General features: G+C 63.4%; 12 protein-coding genes. 4 read left to right on the top strand and 8 right to left on the bottom strand.

Translation table 11 applies throughout. The features are described from left to right. The first annotated feature begins 8 nt into the window (after positions 1-8). From RCO31_RS20225 to RCO31_RS20235, 3 genes are all read left to right on the top strand, one after another. Complete coding sequence (locus RCO31_RS20225; RefSeq protein WP_308970270.1) at positions 9-2,204, top strand: xanthine dehydrogenase family protein molybdopterin-binding subunit; 2,196 nt, start codon at positions 9-11, stop codon at positions 2,202-2,204. 47 nt (positions 2,205-2,251) lie between these two features. Then, the gene (locus RCO31_RS20230) at positions 2,252-3,709 is read left to right on the top strand and encodes a hypothetical protein (RefSeq protein ID WP_308970271.1); all 1,458 of its coding nucleotides are present in this window, start codon (positions 2,252-2,254) and stop codon (positions 3,707-3,709) included. 163 nt (positions 3,710-3,872) lie between these two features. Beyond that, positions 3,873-5,561: a dihydroxy-acid dehydratase gene (locus RCO31_RS20235; protein ID WP_308970272.1), complete on the top strand. Its 1,689-nt coding sequence runs from the start codon at positions 3,873-3,875 to the stop codon at positions 5,559-5,561. Positions 5,562-5,637: 76 nt separating this feature from the next. Here the strand turns inward: RCO31_RS20235 and RCO31_RS20240 are convergent, their stop codons facing one another. The 3 genes from RCO31_RS20240 to queC all read right to left on the bottom strand — a co-directional run bounded on the left by RCO31_RS20240 (position 5,638) and on the right by queC (position 7,779). Then, positions 5,638-6,429, bottom strand: a complete 792-nt coding sequence (locus RCO31_RS20240; RefSeq protein WP_308970273.1) for a crotonase/enoyl-CoA hydratase family protein — start codon at positions 6,427-6,429, stop codon at positions 5,638-5,640. 70 nt (positions 6,430-6,499) lie between these two features. Further along, positions 6,500-7,066 carry a VUT family protein gene (locus RCO31_RS20245; protein WP_308970274.1) on the bottom strand — a complete coding sequence of 189 codons (567 nt, stop codon included), beginning with the start codon at positions 7,064-7,066 and terminating at the stop codon, positions 6,500-6,502. Between the two features lie 5 nt (positions 7,067-7,071). Further along, a complete protein-coding gene (gene queC, locus RCO31_RS20250) occupies positions 7,072-7,779 on the bottom strand; it encodes a 7-cyano-7-deazaguanine synthase QueC (protein WP_308970275.1) in 708 nt (235 codons plus the stop codon). A 119-nt stretch (positions 7,780-7,898) separates the two neighbouring features. Here queC and mazG point away from each other — a divergent pair, with 119 nt between their 5' ends. Further along, a complete protein-coding gene (mazG, locus tag RCO31_RS20255) occupies positions 7,899-8,720 on the top strand; it encodes a nucleoside triphosphate pyrophosphohydrolase (RefSeq protein ID WP_308970276.1) in 822 nt (273 codons plus the stop codon). Positions 8,721-8,799: 79 nt separating this feature from the next. Here mazG and RCO31_RS20260 read toward each other — a convergent pair whose 3' ends face one another. From RCO31_RS20260 to RCO31_RS20280, 5 genes are all read right to left on the bottom strand, one after another. Beyond that, the gene (locus RCO31_RS20260; RefSeq protein WP_308970277.1) at positions 8,800-9,201 is read right to left on the bottom strand and encodes a DUF4168 domain-containing protein; all 402 of its coding nucleotides are present in this window, start codon (positions 9,199-9,201) and stop codon (positions 8,800-8,802) included. A 192-nt stretch (positions 9,202-9,393) separates the two neighbouring features. Beyond that, a complete protein-coding gene (hflX, locus tag RCO31_RS20265) occupies positions 9,394-10,779 on the bottom strand; it encodes a GTPase HflX (RefSeq protein WP_308970278.1) in 1,386 nt (461 codons plus the stop codon). A gap of 11 nt (positions 10,780-10,790) precedes the next feature. Beyond that, entirely contained in the window at positions 10,791-11,039 is a 249-nt protein-coding gene (gene hfq / locus RCO31_RS20270) for an RNA chaperone Hfq (protein ID WP_034470836.1), read from the bottom strand. 177 nt (positions 11,040-11,216) lie between these two features. Then, positions 11,217-12,074 (bottom strand): D-amino-acid transaminase, encoded by an 858-nt coding sequence (locus RCO31_RS20275; RefSeq protein ID WP_308970279.1) that lies wholly within the window; start codon positions 12,072-12,074, stop codon positions 11,217-11,219. A gap of 26 nt (positions 12,075-12,100) precedes the next feature. Then, positions 12,101-13,471: a sigma-54 dependent transcriptional regulator gene (locus tag RCO31_RS20280; RefSeq protein ID WP_308970280.1), complete on the bottom strand. Its 1,371-nt coding sequence runs from the start codon at positions 13,469-13,471 to the stop codon at positions 12,101-12,103. Between the last annotated feature and the right edge of the window lie 3 nt (positions 13,472-13,474).

A 13,474-nucleotide genomic window follows, 5' to 3' on the forward strand; every position in this document is an offset into this window, starting at 1 on the left:
GTGACAGCATGACAACGGATACGCCCACAACGAATGTCATTGGCCGCCCGATCGATCGCGTTGACGGTCCATTGAAGGTGACTGGCCGCGCGACCTACGCCTACGAATATGCCGAGGGCGGCAAGGCAGCCTACGGCTACATCCTGGGTGCGGCCATCACCAAGGGGCGCATTGTCGCCATCGACAGCAGCGAAGCTGAGCGCAGCCCTGGTGTCCTGCTCGTGATGACACATCGGAACGCGCCGCCGCAGGCGGATTTCGGCCCGCCCGTGACGCCGGCGGTGCCGGAGGTGTTCACGCGGGCGCGCCCTGTCCTCGCCGGTGACCGCGTTCGCTATTACGACGAACCGGTAGCATTCGTTGTGGCAGAGAGCTTCGAAGCGGCGCGCGCAGCGGCGGGCCTCGTGAGGATACGTTACAAGCGGGAGGACGCGCCCTTCGACCTGCGCGCGGGTGTGGAAAACGCTTATCGACCGGCGCGCGCCAATGCCGGCATCCCGACGGACACAGCCGTCGGCGAATTCGAAAGCGCGTTCGCTGCGGCGCCGGTCAAGCTCGACGCGAGCCTCACCACGCCCTTCGAGCATCACACTCCGATGGAGCCGCACGCGACCCTCGCCGTCTGGTCCGGCGACCAGCTGACGCTCTACACGTCCGCCCAGACCTTGGCGAATATCCAGGCCGGTGTTGCGAATACGCTCAGGATCCCGCCGGATCGGGTGCGAGTCGTCAGCCGCTTCATCGGCGGCGGTTTCGGCTCAAAGCTCATCGCTCACCCGGACGCGATCTTCGCAAGCCTTGCTGCACGGGCGCTGAATCGTCCGGTGAAGGTTGCCCTGACGCGCCAGCAGATGTTCGCAAATGCCGGTCATCGCGCGACAATGCTGCAAAGGGTTCGCCTCGGCGCCGGATCCGACGGACGTCTTGCCGCGATCGCGCATGAGGTCTGGTCGGCAACCGCGAGGTCCGAGGAGTTCGCCGAGCAGACTGTAGCATTCACGCGCTCGCTCTATGCGGCGCCGAACCGCATCACCCGCCACCGGCTGTTTCCGATCGACACGCACCGGGGCGAGTGGATGCGCGCACCCGGCGAGGCGCCAGGGATGCTCGCGAGCGAATGCGCAATGGACGAGCTTGCCGAAAAACTGGATCTCGACCCGATCGAGCTTCGCATTCGCAACGAGCCGGACCAGGATCCGGAGCGCAAGGTGCCCTTCTCGACCCGCAATCTGGTCGCGTGCATGCAGGAAGGCGCCAAGCGCTTCGGTTGGGAACATCGACCGGCAAAGCCTGCCAGTCGGCGCGAGGGACGTACCCTCATTGGCTACGGCATGGCCGCGGCGATCCGGGGAAACTATCTCGGGCCGTCTGCGGCGCGCGTGAGCATCGACGCCAAAGGCCAAGTGACCGCTCAACTCGACATGACCGATATCGGTACCGGCACCTACACCATCCTGACCCAGATCGCCGCAGAAAGCCTTGGCGTGCCGATGTCGCGCGTCAGGATTGAACTCGGCGACAGCCGCTTTCCACGCACCGCGGGCTCCGGCGGCTCCTGGGGCGCCACGAGCTCTGGTTGGGCGCTGCGGAACGCATGCGATGCGCTCAAGCAGAAGATTGCGGACGCAGTCCGCGCGAGCGGCACCGGCTCTGCAGATGATCTGGCCAGCACAGTGGCCCGTATCGCTCCCAATGGGCTCTCGGCTGAAGGGACGGTCACTCGCGGCAGCGAGTATCAGGATTACTCGCAGCACGGCTTTGGCGCGCATTTCGCGGAAGTGGGTGTCGACTGCGACACCGGCGAGATCCGGCTGCGGCGCATGCTCGGCGTGTTTGCCGCAGGCCGCATTCTCAACGCCAAGACCGCGCGCTCACAGATGATCGGCGGAATGGTCTGGGGCGTCGGCGCGGCGCTGATGGAAGAAGGAGTGATGGACCCGCGCTTCGGCCATTTCGTCAACCACGACCTTGCCGAGTACCACGTCGCGGTCAATCGCGATGTGCCGAATGTGGACGCGGTGTTCCTCGACGAGCACGACGACAAGGCCAATCCATTCGGCGCCAAGGGGATCGGAGAACTTGGAATCTGCGGGGCCGCGCCCGCGGTCGCTAACGCGGTCTACAACGCCACGGGCATCCGCGTGCGCCAGTTTCCGATCACGCTCGACAAGCTGCTGCCGGACCTTCCGGTGGTGAGCGTCTAGCGGAAGCGGCCCTTCGTGGCGGCGTAGCGTCGCTGAGGACCATCGCTATGACTGAACCAAAGCCATCCCGGCGCGATATCCTGCAAGGACCGCTTCTCGGTGCCGCTGCGGTCGCCGCGTCGCCAACGGCCCTCACCGACTCGGCGCAAGCTCAAACGCGAGGGCGTAGTCGAACGCGGACCATTCCGCCGGGCGCATATGCGCGCAACGTCGAGGCGGTGGGATACAGCGATCTTGATCATCGGCCGGCTTTCAAGATGGCCATCCGCGAGGTGCGCGGGCGCTGGTATCTCTACACGGGTCACTTCTGGAATTCGGGCTGGAGCGTCGTCGACGTCACCGATCCGCAAAGGCCGCATCTGGCGAACTTCGTTCCCGGTGAAGCGGATAACACCTGGACGCTGCAGGTCGATCTGTCCGGTGACACCATGGTGACGGCGCTTGAAAAGCCGTTCGCGAATTTTGGCGGAAGGCCGGATGCTCCGTTCCAGGAAGGCGTCCTGATCTGGGATATCGCGGATCCGGTCAATCCCAGGCGGCTCAGCCACTACCGCACCGGCGGTACCGGGACCCATCGCAACCTCTACGCGGGCGGACCCTACGTTCACCTGGCGGCAGGGATGCCGGGCTACAAAGGCAACATCTATGTGATCCTGGACATCTCGGATCGCAGCAGTCCGAAAGAAGCGGGCCGCTGGTGGGTGCCGGGTCAGCATGAAGCCGGCGGCGAAATACTCGCCAGCGCGGAGCCTGCAGCCCGGCAGGAAACAACTGATCGCTATCGCCTGCGTCTGCGGCCTGCATGCCAATGCGGCGCCTTCTGCGCAAGTGCCGGCGAAGACGTTTCGCTGCACGACCCGCCCTATGTCGTCGGAAATCTCGCCTACCTCCCCTACGGCGCGGCGGGAATGATCGTCCTCGATATCAGCGATGTGTCGCGCCCTGAGCAGATCGGCTGTCTGAAGTTCAGCCCGCCGTTTCATTCACGCTTCGGCGTCCACAGCGTGCTGCCAGTTCCGGAACGAGGCATCGCTTTCGCCAATTCGGAGAACGTGACATATGCCAATGGGCCGGCACATCACGCGTCGATCATCGATATCAGCGATCCGCGCGAGCCCTATCTGTTGTCCCTGTTTCCGGAGCCGGTGCCGCCGAAAGAGGCGCCCTATTCTGATTTCACGACGCGCGGCGGCTGGCGAGGACCTCACAACATCAACCACCACCAGCATCATCCCGACGTCCAGAACCAGGGTGATCTCTTCTACATTGCCCATTTCAACGCGGGGCTGCGGATTTACGACGTGTCGAACAAGCGCCTCCCGATCGAAGTCGGCTACTTTCTTCCGCCGGAGCCGACCCGTCGGTACGGACCCATGCCCGAAGGCAAGCTGGTGCTGCAGACCGAGGACGTCGTCGTCGATCGTCGCGGCTTCATCTACATCAGCGACAAGAATCAGGGTCTCTGGATCCTGCGCTATACGGGACCGCGGCCCGGCGCGCGATAGGTGGCGCCTGGTGAAATTTCAGCGGCCTTGAAGCGCGGCTTCCACCACAGTTGCGCCCCCGCGGCCTCTTCTCAATATTTGCAAAATCCGCCAAGCTCTTACCTCGTTTCGATGATCATCCGGCTGAACCGTGCCGGTCCAACGTCACCGAGGAAGCGTGCCAATGACCGATCCGCAGGGTTTCGACCGCGGCCTGACCAACTATGGCGATCGTGATTTCGCGCGCTTTCTGCGCCGGTCGTTCGCCCGTTCGATGGGCATATCATCGAACCTATTGAGTAAGCCGGTGGTCGGCATCGCCATGACGCCCTCGGAATTCAACAATTGCCACAGGCACATGGGCGAACTTGTTGAAGCAGTGTCGCGTGGCGTGCTGGCCGCGGGCGCGCTTCCCCGCGCCTTCCCGACCACCTCGCTTGGCGAAGTCTTCCTCACCCCCACCAGCATGATGTTCCGCAATTTGATGGCGATCGACACCGAAGAAATGGTGCGCGCACAGCCGATGGACGCAGTGGTGCTGATCGGCGGTTGCGACAAGACCATTCCGGCGCAGCTGATGGGGGCGGCGTCGGCGAACGTGCCGGCGATTCAGCTTGCGGTCGGTCCGATGATGACCGGGCGCCACCGCGGACAGCGGCTCGGTGCCTGCACGGACTGTCGAAGCTTCTGGGCTCGCTTTCGCGGTGGAGGCGTCGGCGCCGAGGAAATCGCTGTCGTCGAGCAGCGCCTCGCGGTCACCACCGGCACCTGCGCCGTGATGGGCACGGCGAGCACCATGGCCTGCATCGCCGAGACGCTCGGCATCTCCCTGCCAGGCACCGCCGCGATTCCGGCCGTGCATTCAGCCCGGTTGCTGGCTGCGGAGGAAAGCGGCAGGGCTGCTGTGGCACTGATCGGCAACAAGCTCAGACCGGACCAGATCATCACGCTGAAGTCGGTCGAAAACGCGTTTCGCGTGCTGATGGCGCTCGGCGGTTCGACCAATGCGATCATTCATCTGACAGCCATCGCCGGACGTGTTGGCGTCCGCATCCCGATGGACCGGCTGAACGCGATTTCGGACGAGACGCCGGTGCTGGTCGATTTGAAGCCCGTTGGCGAAGGCTACATGGAAGATTTTTTCGCGGCAGGTGGCGTCGGCGCCGTGTTGCGAGAGCTGCGGCCGCTGCTTCATCTCGACACCATCGACGTCGAAGGCCGCACTCTGGCGCAGCGGCTCGACGAGCCGCTAGAGTGGGTCGATCGGTCGGTGATCCGCCCGTTCGACGATCCGGTCTCGACGGTCGGCGGGCTGATCGCGCTCAAAGGCTCGCTCGCGCCGGAGGGGGCTATCTTCAAGCGCGCCGCGGCAACGCCTGCGCTGTTCGAGAGCGAAGGTCGCGCCGTCGTTTTCGAGGGTCTCGAAGACCTCAGCGATCGCATCGATGACCCCGGCCTCGATGTGACGCCGAACGACGTTCTGGTGTTGAAGAACGCAGGCCCGCACGCGGCCGGTATGCCGGAGGCTGGCTACCTGCCGATCCCGAAAAAGCTGGCGCAAGCGGGTGTGAAGGACATGGTGCGGATCTCTGACGCACGCATGTCTGGTACGGCGTTCGGCACGATCGTCCTGCACATCACGCCGGAAGCTGCGATCGGCGGGCCCTTGGCGGCCGTCCAGAACGGCGACCGCATCCGCCTCTCGGTGAAGAACAAGAGCATCGACCTGCTGGTGCCCGAGACCGAAATCCGCGAGCGCCTGAAGAATTTCGCAAGCCCTCCAGTCCCGCCGCGCGGCTACCAGGCGCTCTATCGGCGCAGCGTGCTGCAGGCATCGGAAGGCTGCGATTTCGATTTCCTCACGGCGAAGTAGCCCTCGATTTTTGGGCTGCCAAAGGCATTGCCCGGCATGTGCAACGCAAAGGCGGGCGGCTTGCCTCAGCGGATCCTCACGTCTTGAAGCTGCCGTGACGCCCCGCGCCTCCAGCGAAGCGCTTTGCGCCAGCCACGGTCTCGCCCGACGCGATGACTTTCAAGCCGCCGCTCATCTCGTCCAAGATCGCAGCTTCCTCGTCGAGGTCCCACTGCGCCAGTGCCGAGCGCTTGTCGTTGCGCAGGCAAAGCTGCGGAAAGCCGGCAAGCTCCTTGGCGAGCGCGACCGCATGCGCACGCGCCTCGCCCTTCGGTACCAGCCGATTGGCGATGCCCATGTCTAGCGCCTCGCGCGCCTCGACCGGGCGCCCCGTGAGGATCAGATCCATGGCGCGCGAATGACCGATCAGCCGCGGCAGCCGAATGGTGCCGAGGTCGACCAGCGGCACCCCGAAGCGGCGGCAGAAGATGCCGAATACGGCCCCCTCGCCGACCACGCGCATATCCGCCCAAAGCGCCAGCTCCATACCGCCCGCCACGGCATGACCTTCGACGGCAGCGATCACAGGCTTCGTCAGGCGGAGACGGCTCGGTCCCATTGGCGCGATGGTCCGATGACCACCAAGCTTGCGCTTCTTTTCCGGATCGCCCGTCGCGACCATCTTGAGGTCGGCGCCGGCGCAGAACGCGCCTCCCGCGCCGGTGAAAACAGCGACCGATGCGGTCTCGTCGGCGTCGAACGCAAGAAACGCGTCGAACAACAGCCTTGCCGTCGCACCATTCACGGCATTGCGCCGTTCAGGGCGATTGATCGAAATGATGGTCACGGGGCCGTCGTGCTCGACGAGCACCGGTGATTGTTCGTCCATGAATGCCTCCCTGATCTCTTCGGAAGGCTATCATTGCTGTTCGACGCCGTGCCAGTGCGGCGAACGGCTTTCAGGTCGGTGGCACCAGCCCCAAGCGGCGGTCGCGCCGGCGCAACCAGTCGATTGCCGGCAGCGTGAGCAGCACCATCCATGCCTTGCCGACGATCTGACCGGCGAGGAATTCGAAGCTGCCGAAGGCAAGCCCGAGAAAGACGATCGAGTCGGCGATGAGGCCGACGGTGCTGCTCGACAGGACCGCAAGAACCAGCCCGCGCTTCTGCAGCGGCGTATAGACAGCGAAGTCGGCGAGCTCCGACAGCAGAAAGGCCGCGGTCGACGCGACCACGAGCGGCAGTGGCGCAAGGATGCCAGACAGCGCCGCTCCGGCGGCGATGGCGCCCAGGGCATAGCCGATGCCGAGCCGCCGCTGCACGAGGTCGCGCAAAACCAGCGCCAGACCAACGAGGAGAACGCCGCTTGGTGCCATCAATCCCGGGGCCACAGGAACAAGGCATGGCCCCTGCGGGACACAGACCGTTCCCACATTGCCAATCATCCAGTTCGCCAGCGGGATGCACGCGATATAGGCGACGAGGAATGCGAAACCCTCCGCGTCGCGGCGCCGTTCGAGTAACATTGCTCTTACCTTGATGCCCGCGCTGCATAGCGGTTCCAACCATCCGCACGCAAGCGGCAGGCGGGACATTCGCCGCAACCAAAACCCCAGTCGTGGCGGACATTCCGCACCCCGAGATAGCAGGAGTGCGACCGCTCGCGGATGAGGTCGACCAGTCCGTCGCCGCCCAGCTCGTCGGCAAGCGTCCAGGTCGCGGCCTTGTCGCGCCACATCAACGGTGTGTGCAGGACGAAGCGGCGCTCCATGCCCAGATTGATTGCCACCTGCAAAGCCTTGATGGTGTCGTCGCGGCAATCGGGATAGCCGGAATAATCGGTTTCGCAGACCCCGGCCACAATGTGCTTGATACCGCGCCGGTAGGCGAGCGCCGCAGCGAATGTCAGGAAGATGAGATTGCGGCCGGGCACGAATGTGTTCGGTAGACCTCCCTCGCTCATCGTGATTTCGACGTCGCGCGTGAGCGCTGTTTCGGAAACGGCTCCAAGCGTCGGGATGTCGAGCGTGTGGTGCTCGCCGAGCTTTGCAGCCCGGGTCGCATCGAGCGCTTTCAATCCGTCGAGCAGCGGCTCGCGGCATGTGAGCTCGACCGAATGGCGCTGACCATAGGCAAAGCCGACAGTCTCGACACGGTGGAACCGCGCCAGCGCCCATGCAAGGCACGTCGCCGAATCCTGCCCGCCCGAAAACAATACCAGTGCCGCCTGCGGTTCCACGTCGTAGCTCCTCGATCGAGGGATTAGCACCTGCGCGGAACGAGGCCAACAGAGCCGGCAGGGGTGCGCTGGACCTCCCCCTGAGGCATAAGTGGGGGACAATGAACAACAGGTGTGAAATGACCCCATCCCGCGACATCGGCCGTCTGCTCGAAATCATGGCCGCGCTACGCACACCGGCAACCGGCTGTCCATGGGACGTCGAGCAGACCTTCGCGACCATTGCGCCATATACGATCGAGGAGGCCTATGAGGTTGCCGACGCGATTGCACGGAACGACCTCGATGACCTGCGGGACGAGCTGGGCGACCTCCTGCTTCAAGTCGTGTTCCACACCCGCATGGCCGAGGAGGAGAAGGCTTTCGATTTCGGCGATGTGGTTGAGGCCATCACGCGCAAACTGATCCGCAGACATCCGCATGTGTTCGGTGAAACGGCAGGCCCGGCGACCCATGAACAGATCAAGGACACGTGGGAGATCATCAAGAAACAGGAGAAGGCCGAGCGGGCTGCGCGATACCCTGCGCGCGAGCCAAACGAGTCGTCGTTGCTTGCGTCAGTGAAAGCCGGAGCGCCGGCACTGAGCCGCGCGTTCGAACTGCAGAGGAAAGCTTCGAGCGTCGGTTTCGATTGGAAGGAGGCCCGCCCTGTGCTCGACAAGATCAGGGAAGAGACCGATGAAATCGAGACGGCAGTCGCCTCCGGCGAACGCGGCGAGATCGGCGAAGAGATAGGCGATCTGATTTTCACCGCGATCAACCTGGCGCGGGTCTGCGGCATCGACCCCGAAAGCGCGCTGCGCGCGACGAACGTCAAATTCGAGCGCCGCTTCGCCTACATCGAAGAAGCTGTCGCGGCGCGCGGCCGCACGCTCGAGCAAAGTTCGCTCGAGGAAATGGATGGCCTTTGGACCGAGGCGAAGGACGCAGAAGCGAGGTAAGCGGCCACGTCAAACCGTTCCGGCGGGACAGCGATGATACCGTCCCGCCATTCGGCGCGACCCTAATCTTCCGCGCCGACTATTTCGTCGACGAGCGGACCCGTTGAAGGATCTTTTCTCGAAGCGTGGGGTCGTTCTGTGCGACCACCAGAATCTCGGTATATTCGTCAACCGAGAGGCCCTGGTCCGTCACGGCCTTCGTCAGCGCATTGTTTGCCTCGCCGGCAATGCGCTCCTTGTCGGACGGCGGCGCAGATTCGATCTTCTGCTGATAATTTTCCTGGAGAGTCGCCACCTGGCCCAGGGCGGCGGCGACCGCATCGAGCTTGTTATCGGAAAGATCCTTTGCCTTCTCCTTGGCCTTGGCGGAAGGCGCAGGCTGGGATGGGGCTTGAGCTTGAGCGTACGCAGCCGGAACAGTTGGAACCAGCCACACCGCAGAGAGGAGTGTGGCTGCGAGAAGTTTTCGCTTTAGGGGCATGTTGCTGTTTCCTTGAACAGGGGCCCTCCACGTTGAGGGCGGCAAGTCACGATCGCAGAAACCGGTCGGCTGCCTGCGTCGGAGATAACGGCTGAAAGGCGGTTCGTTCCGACCAATCGGGCAAGCTAGATATGTCGCGAAGACATGCCGGAATGTTTCCACAAAGAAGGCGCGGTCCGGCCGCGTAATCGTTCACACCGTGATCGGCGACAATACGTGGAAACGTTGGGCAACCGCACGGCGCCGATCTTCGTCAACCCGCAACGTGACGATGTAGCGACCTTCGTCGAGGTGTTTCTCCAGCACTTCGGTATGACGATGCAGCCAGCTCATTCCGGCGCCGTCTCCTGCATCGACGACGAGACGCATCGTCACCTTCGCAGCCGCTAGCCGCACTTCGATGGCCTCAAGCAGCGCCTCCAGCCCCTCGCCTGTTGTGGCGGACACCAGATATGGACGTACCTCGCGTGGTCGGAGCGCGGCCATGTTGGCAAGCCGCCCACGCTCAGCCTCATCGAAGCGGTCGATCTTGTTCCAGACTTCGATGATGTGCTCGCTGCTGTCGGCGTCGATTCCCAGCTGCTGCAATACCGCTTCAACGTCCCGCTTCTGCGCGTCGGTGTCAGCTTGCGAGATGTCGCGGACATGGATGATGACATCGGCCTCGAGCACTTCTTCCAGCGTCGCGCGAAAGGCCGCAACCAGCGTTGTCGGCAAATCCGAGATGAAGCCGACCGTATCGGAGAGCATCGCCTTGCCGCCGTGCGGCAGCGTCAGCGCTCTCAGCGTTGGATCGAGCGTGGCGAACAGCATGTCTGCCGACTGCACGTCGGCGCGCGTCAGGCGGTTGAAAAGTGTTGATTTGCCGGCGTTGGTGTAGCCCACCAATGCTGCGATTCGGTAGGGAACGCGCTGCCGGCTGGCCCGGTGCAAGCGCCGCGTCGCACGGACTTTCGTCAGTTCGTTTTCGATCCGGACGATGCGCTCGCCGATCATGCGGCGGTCGGCCTCGATCTGGGTCTCGCCCGGCCCTCCCAGAAAGCCGAAGCCGCCGCGCTGTCGTTCGAGGTGGGTCCACGATCGCACCAGCCGGCTCCGCTGATAATTCAGATGCGCGAGTTCGACCTGCAGCGAGCCTTCTCGCGTCTTCGCGCGTCGACCAAAGATTTCCAGGATCAACCCAGTGCGATCGAGCACCTTGGCATTCCAGGCCTTCTCGAGGTTGCGCTGCTGGACCGGCGACAGCGCGCAGTCCATCACGACGAGATTGGCTTCGTGCGCAGTGACGAGGCCGACGATTTCCTCGACCTTGCCTTTGCCGAGATAGGTCGCCGGCCGAATCTGCGCGATCGGCGCGACGATCGCTTCCTGCACGTCGAGATCGATCGCGCGGGCAAGTCCAACGGCTTCTTCGAGGCGCGCGCCCGCGCTGCGCGAATGCGCCGCATCCGATGCGGTGCTCCTATCGCCGGGCCGTTGCCGCGGGTAGGGTCCGATGACGAGGACCCTACCTGCAGTTTTGCCCCCGGCTGACCGTGGACGGTCAGCTGCCCCTTCTCGTCGCTGGCGGGGTTCCAATCAGTTCTTTCTCAAGCTGGTGCGTCCTCACTGCCCTCGAACAACTGGATCGGAGCGCCCGGCATGATGGTCGAAATCGCGTGCTTGTAGACAAGCTGCGAGTGGCCATCGCGCCGGAGCAGCAGGCAGAAGTTATCGAACCAGGTGACGATGCCCTGCAGTTTAACTCCGTTGACCAGGAAGATCGTGAGTGGCGTTTTGGTTTTTCTGACGTGATTGAGGAAGGTGTCTTGTAGATTTTGTGCGCGTTCGGCCGCCATCGTTGTTGTCCCGTGATTGTTTTTGTCGTTCGGACTGGCCTTTCTCCAGTTTCGCACCTCGGAATAGCCAATCATCGCGTTTCCGAATGTCCCGTTCGGCAACCCGACGCCCCGATTAGATGGCAGGCCGTGTTGTTAGGCAAGGCCGATGCATCAAATGGGAAGCAATAAATGGTCTTATGAGAGGTGGGCGAAGCGGTGGAATTCTTCCCTCAGCCGCTGCGAAACGGAACCCGGCTTGCCATCGCCGACGGTGCGCTCGTCGATCTTGACCACAGGCATCACAAGCTGGCTGGCGGAGGTCACAAAGGCCTCGGCCGCTGCCTGGGCTTCCGCGACTGTGAACGGCCGCTCTTCCAGGCGCAACTGCAGCGCCTCGATCACCTCCAGCAACACGGCGCGCGTGATGCCGGACAGGATGTGATTGTCGACCATCCGCGTCACGACGCGTCCATCGGCGGTTACGATCCAGGCGTTGCTTGACGAGCCCTCCGTGACGAAGCCATCGGTATCCACGAACCACGCCTCGTTAGCACCGCGCTCCCTGGCCGCCTGTTTGGCGAGCACATTGGGCAGCAGCGACACGGATTTGATGTCGACGCGCGGCCAGCGATTTTCTGGAGTCGTAATGACGGCGATGCCCTTCTTCGCGGTCTCCTGATTTTTGTCGTAACTCAGATTTTTGGCGGTCACGACAACGCTCGGCCGGACGGCAGCCTGCGGGAACGCGTGGTCGCGCCGTGCAACGCCACGGGTGATCTGCAGATAGACGAGACCATAGTCGACGCGATTGCGCCGCACGGTTTCATGAAGAACGACTTCGAGGGCCGTGAGCGGCATCGGCTGCGTGATACGCAATTCGCGGAGTGATCGCTGCAGACGCGCGAGATGACGCGGTGCGTCGACCAGTTTGCCGCTGCGGACTTCACAGACCTCATAGACGCCGTCGGCAAACTGATAGCCGCGATCCTCGACGTTCACGTTGGCTTCGCGCGCCGGCAGATAGCGGCCATTGACATAGGCAATACGTGACATGATTTCCCCGCCCCTGTTCGGGATGCTTATCCGACGCCGAGCGCTTTCAGTTTGCGGTGAAGCGCCGAACGCTCCATGCCGACAAACTCCGCGGTGCGCGAGATGTTGCCTGAGAAGCGGCTGATCTGCGCGATCAGATAGTCGCGCTCGAAGACCTCGCGCGCTTCACGCAGCGGCAATCCCATGATGTGCTCGCCGTTGTGACCAGTCGGCATCGCCGGCACCATCGAGCCGACATCCTGCGGCAGCATATCTGCGGTGATGGTGGCGTCGGGATCACCGCCGGCCAGGATCATCAGCCGCTCGACGTTGTTGCGAAGTTGTCTGACGTTGCCGGGCCAGACATGCGACTGCAGCACCGCCATCGCATCGGCGCCGATCTTGCGCCGTGGCAGGCCGGTCGCCAGCGAGATCTGGTCCATGAAGTGTTCGACCAGCTCCGGGATATCCTCCCTGCGATCCGATAGCGGCGGCACGCGGATCGGGACCACCGAGAGACGGTGATAGAGATCCTCGCGGAAACGCCCTTCGGCGATCTCCACCTCCAGATTGCGGGTCGTCGAGGATACGATACGAACATCGACGCTCACCTTCGTCACCCCGCCGACGCGCTGGAATGTCTGGTCGACCAGCACCCGCAAAATTTTGCTCTGCGTCTCGCGCGGCATGTCCGCGACTTCGTCGATGAACAAGGTGCCGCCATGCGCCTCTTCGAGCGCGCCGGCTTTGCGCTGAAAGTCGCCATTCGACTGCTCTACGCCGAACAGCTCGACCTCCATGCGCTCGGGCACGATTGCTGCCGCATTGATGACGACGAAGGGGCCCTCCGCGCGGCTCGACATGCTGTGCAGCGTGCGAGCGGCCAGCTCCTTGCCGCCGCCCGCGGGGCCGACGATCATGATCCGGCTGTTGGCCTTGGCCGCGCGCTCGACCGTCTGGCGAAGCTGATTCATGCTCGGTGAGCGGCCGATCATCGTCGAGGACACCGGCGCGAGCTGTTTCAACTCCCTGACCTCGCGCTTCAGCCGCGATGTCTCAAGCGCGCGGTTGGCGACGAGGATCAGCCGGTCGGCCTTGAACGGCTTCTCGATGAAATCGTAGGCGCCTTTCTTGATCGCGGCGACTGCGGTTTCGATGTTGCCGTGGCCGGAAATCATCACCACCGGAACTTCCGCGTGGTGCTGCTTGATGACTTCCAGAAGCTGCAAACCGTCGAGTTTGCTCCCTTGCAGCCAGATGTCCAGGAACACCATGCTGGGCCGTCGATTGACGATTTCGGCCATCGCCGTGTCGCTGTCGCGCGCCGTGCGTGTGCCGAAACCCTCATCCTCGAGGATCCCCGCAACAAGTTCGCGAATGTCGGCCTCATCATCGACGATCAGAATATCGTGGGGCATGGT

Source organism: Bradyrhizobium sp. LHD-71 (assembly GCF_031157255.1).
GTDB lineage: Bacteria > Pseudomonadota > Alphaproteobacteria > Rhizobiales > Xanthobacteraceae > P52-10.

Coding starts and splice junctions, on each gene's coding strand:
- RCO31_RS20230 (WP_308970271.1), top strand. CDS start 2,252: ATGACTGAACCAAAGCCATCCCGGCGCGATATCCTGCAAGGACCGCTT.
- RCO31_RS20280 (WP_308970280.1), bottom strand. CDS start 13,471: ATGCCCCACGATATTCTGATCGTCGATGATGAGGCCGACATTCGCGAA.
- hfq (WP_034470836.1), bottom strand. CDS start 11,039: ATGGCGGCCGAACGCGCACAAAATCTACAAGACACCTTCCTCAATCAC.
- RCO31_RS20225 (WP_308970270.1), top strand. CDS start 9: ATGACAACGGATACGCCCACAACGAATGTCATTGGCCGCCCGATCGAT.
- RCO31_RS20235 (WP_308970272.1), top strand. CDS start 3,873: ATGACCGATCCGCAGGGTTTCGACCGCGGCCTGACCAACTATGGCGAT.
- RCO31_RS20245 (WP_308970274.1), bottom strand. CDS start 7,066: ATGTTACTCGAACGGCGCCGCGACGCGGAGGGTTTCGCATTCCTCGTC.
- RCO31_RS20240 (WP_308970273.1), bottom strand. CDS start 6,429: ATGGACGAACAATCACCGGTGCTCGTCGAGCACGACGGCCCCGTGACC.
- RCO31_RS20275 (WP_308970279.1), bottom strand. CDS start 12,074: ATGTCACGTATTGCCTATGTCAATGGCCGCTATCTGCCGGCGCGCGAA.
- mazG (WP_308970276.1), top strand. CDS start 7,899: ATGACCCCATCCCGCGACATCGGCCGTCTGCTCGAAATCATGGCCGCG.
- RCO31_RS20260 (WP_308970277.1), bottom strand. CDS start 9,201: ATGCCCCTAAAGCGAAAACTTCTCGCAGCCACACTCCTCTCTGCGGTG.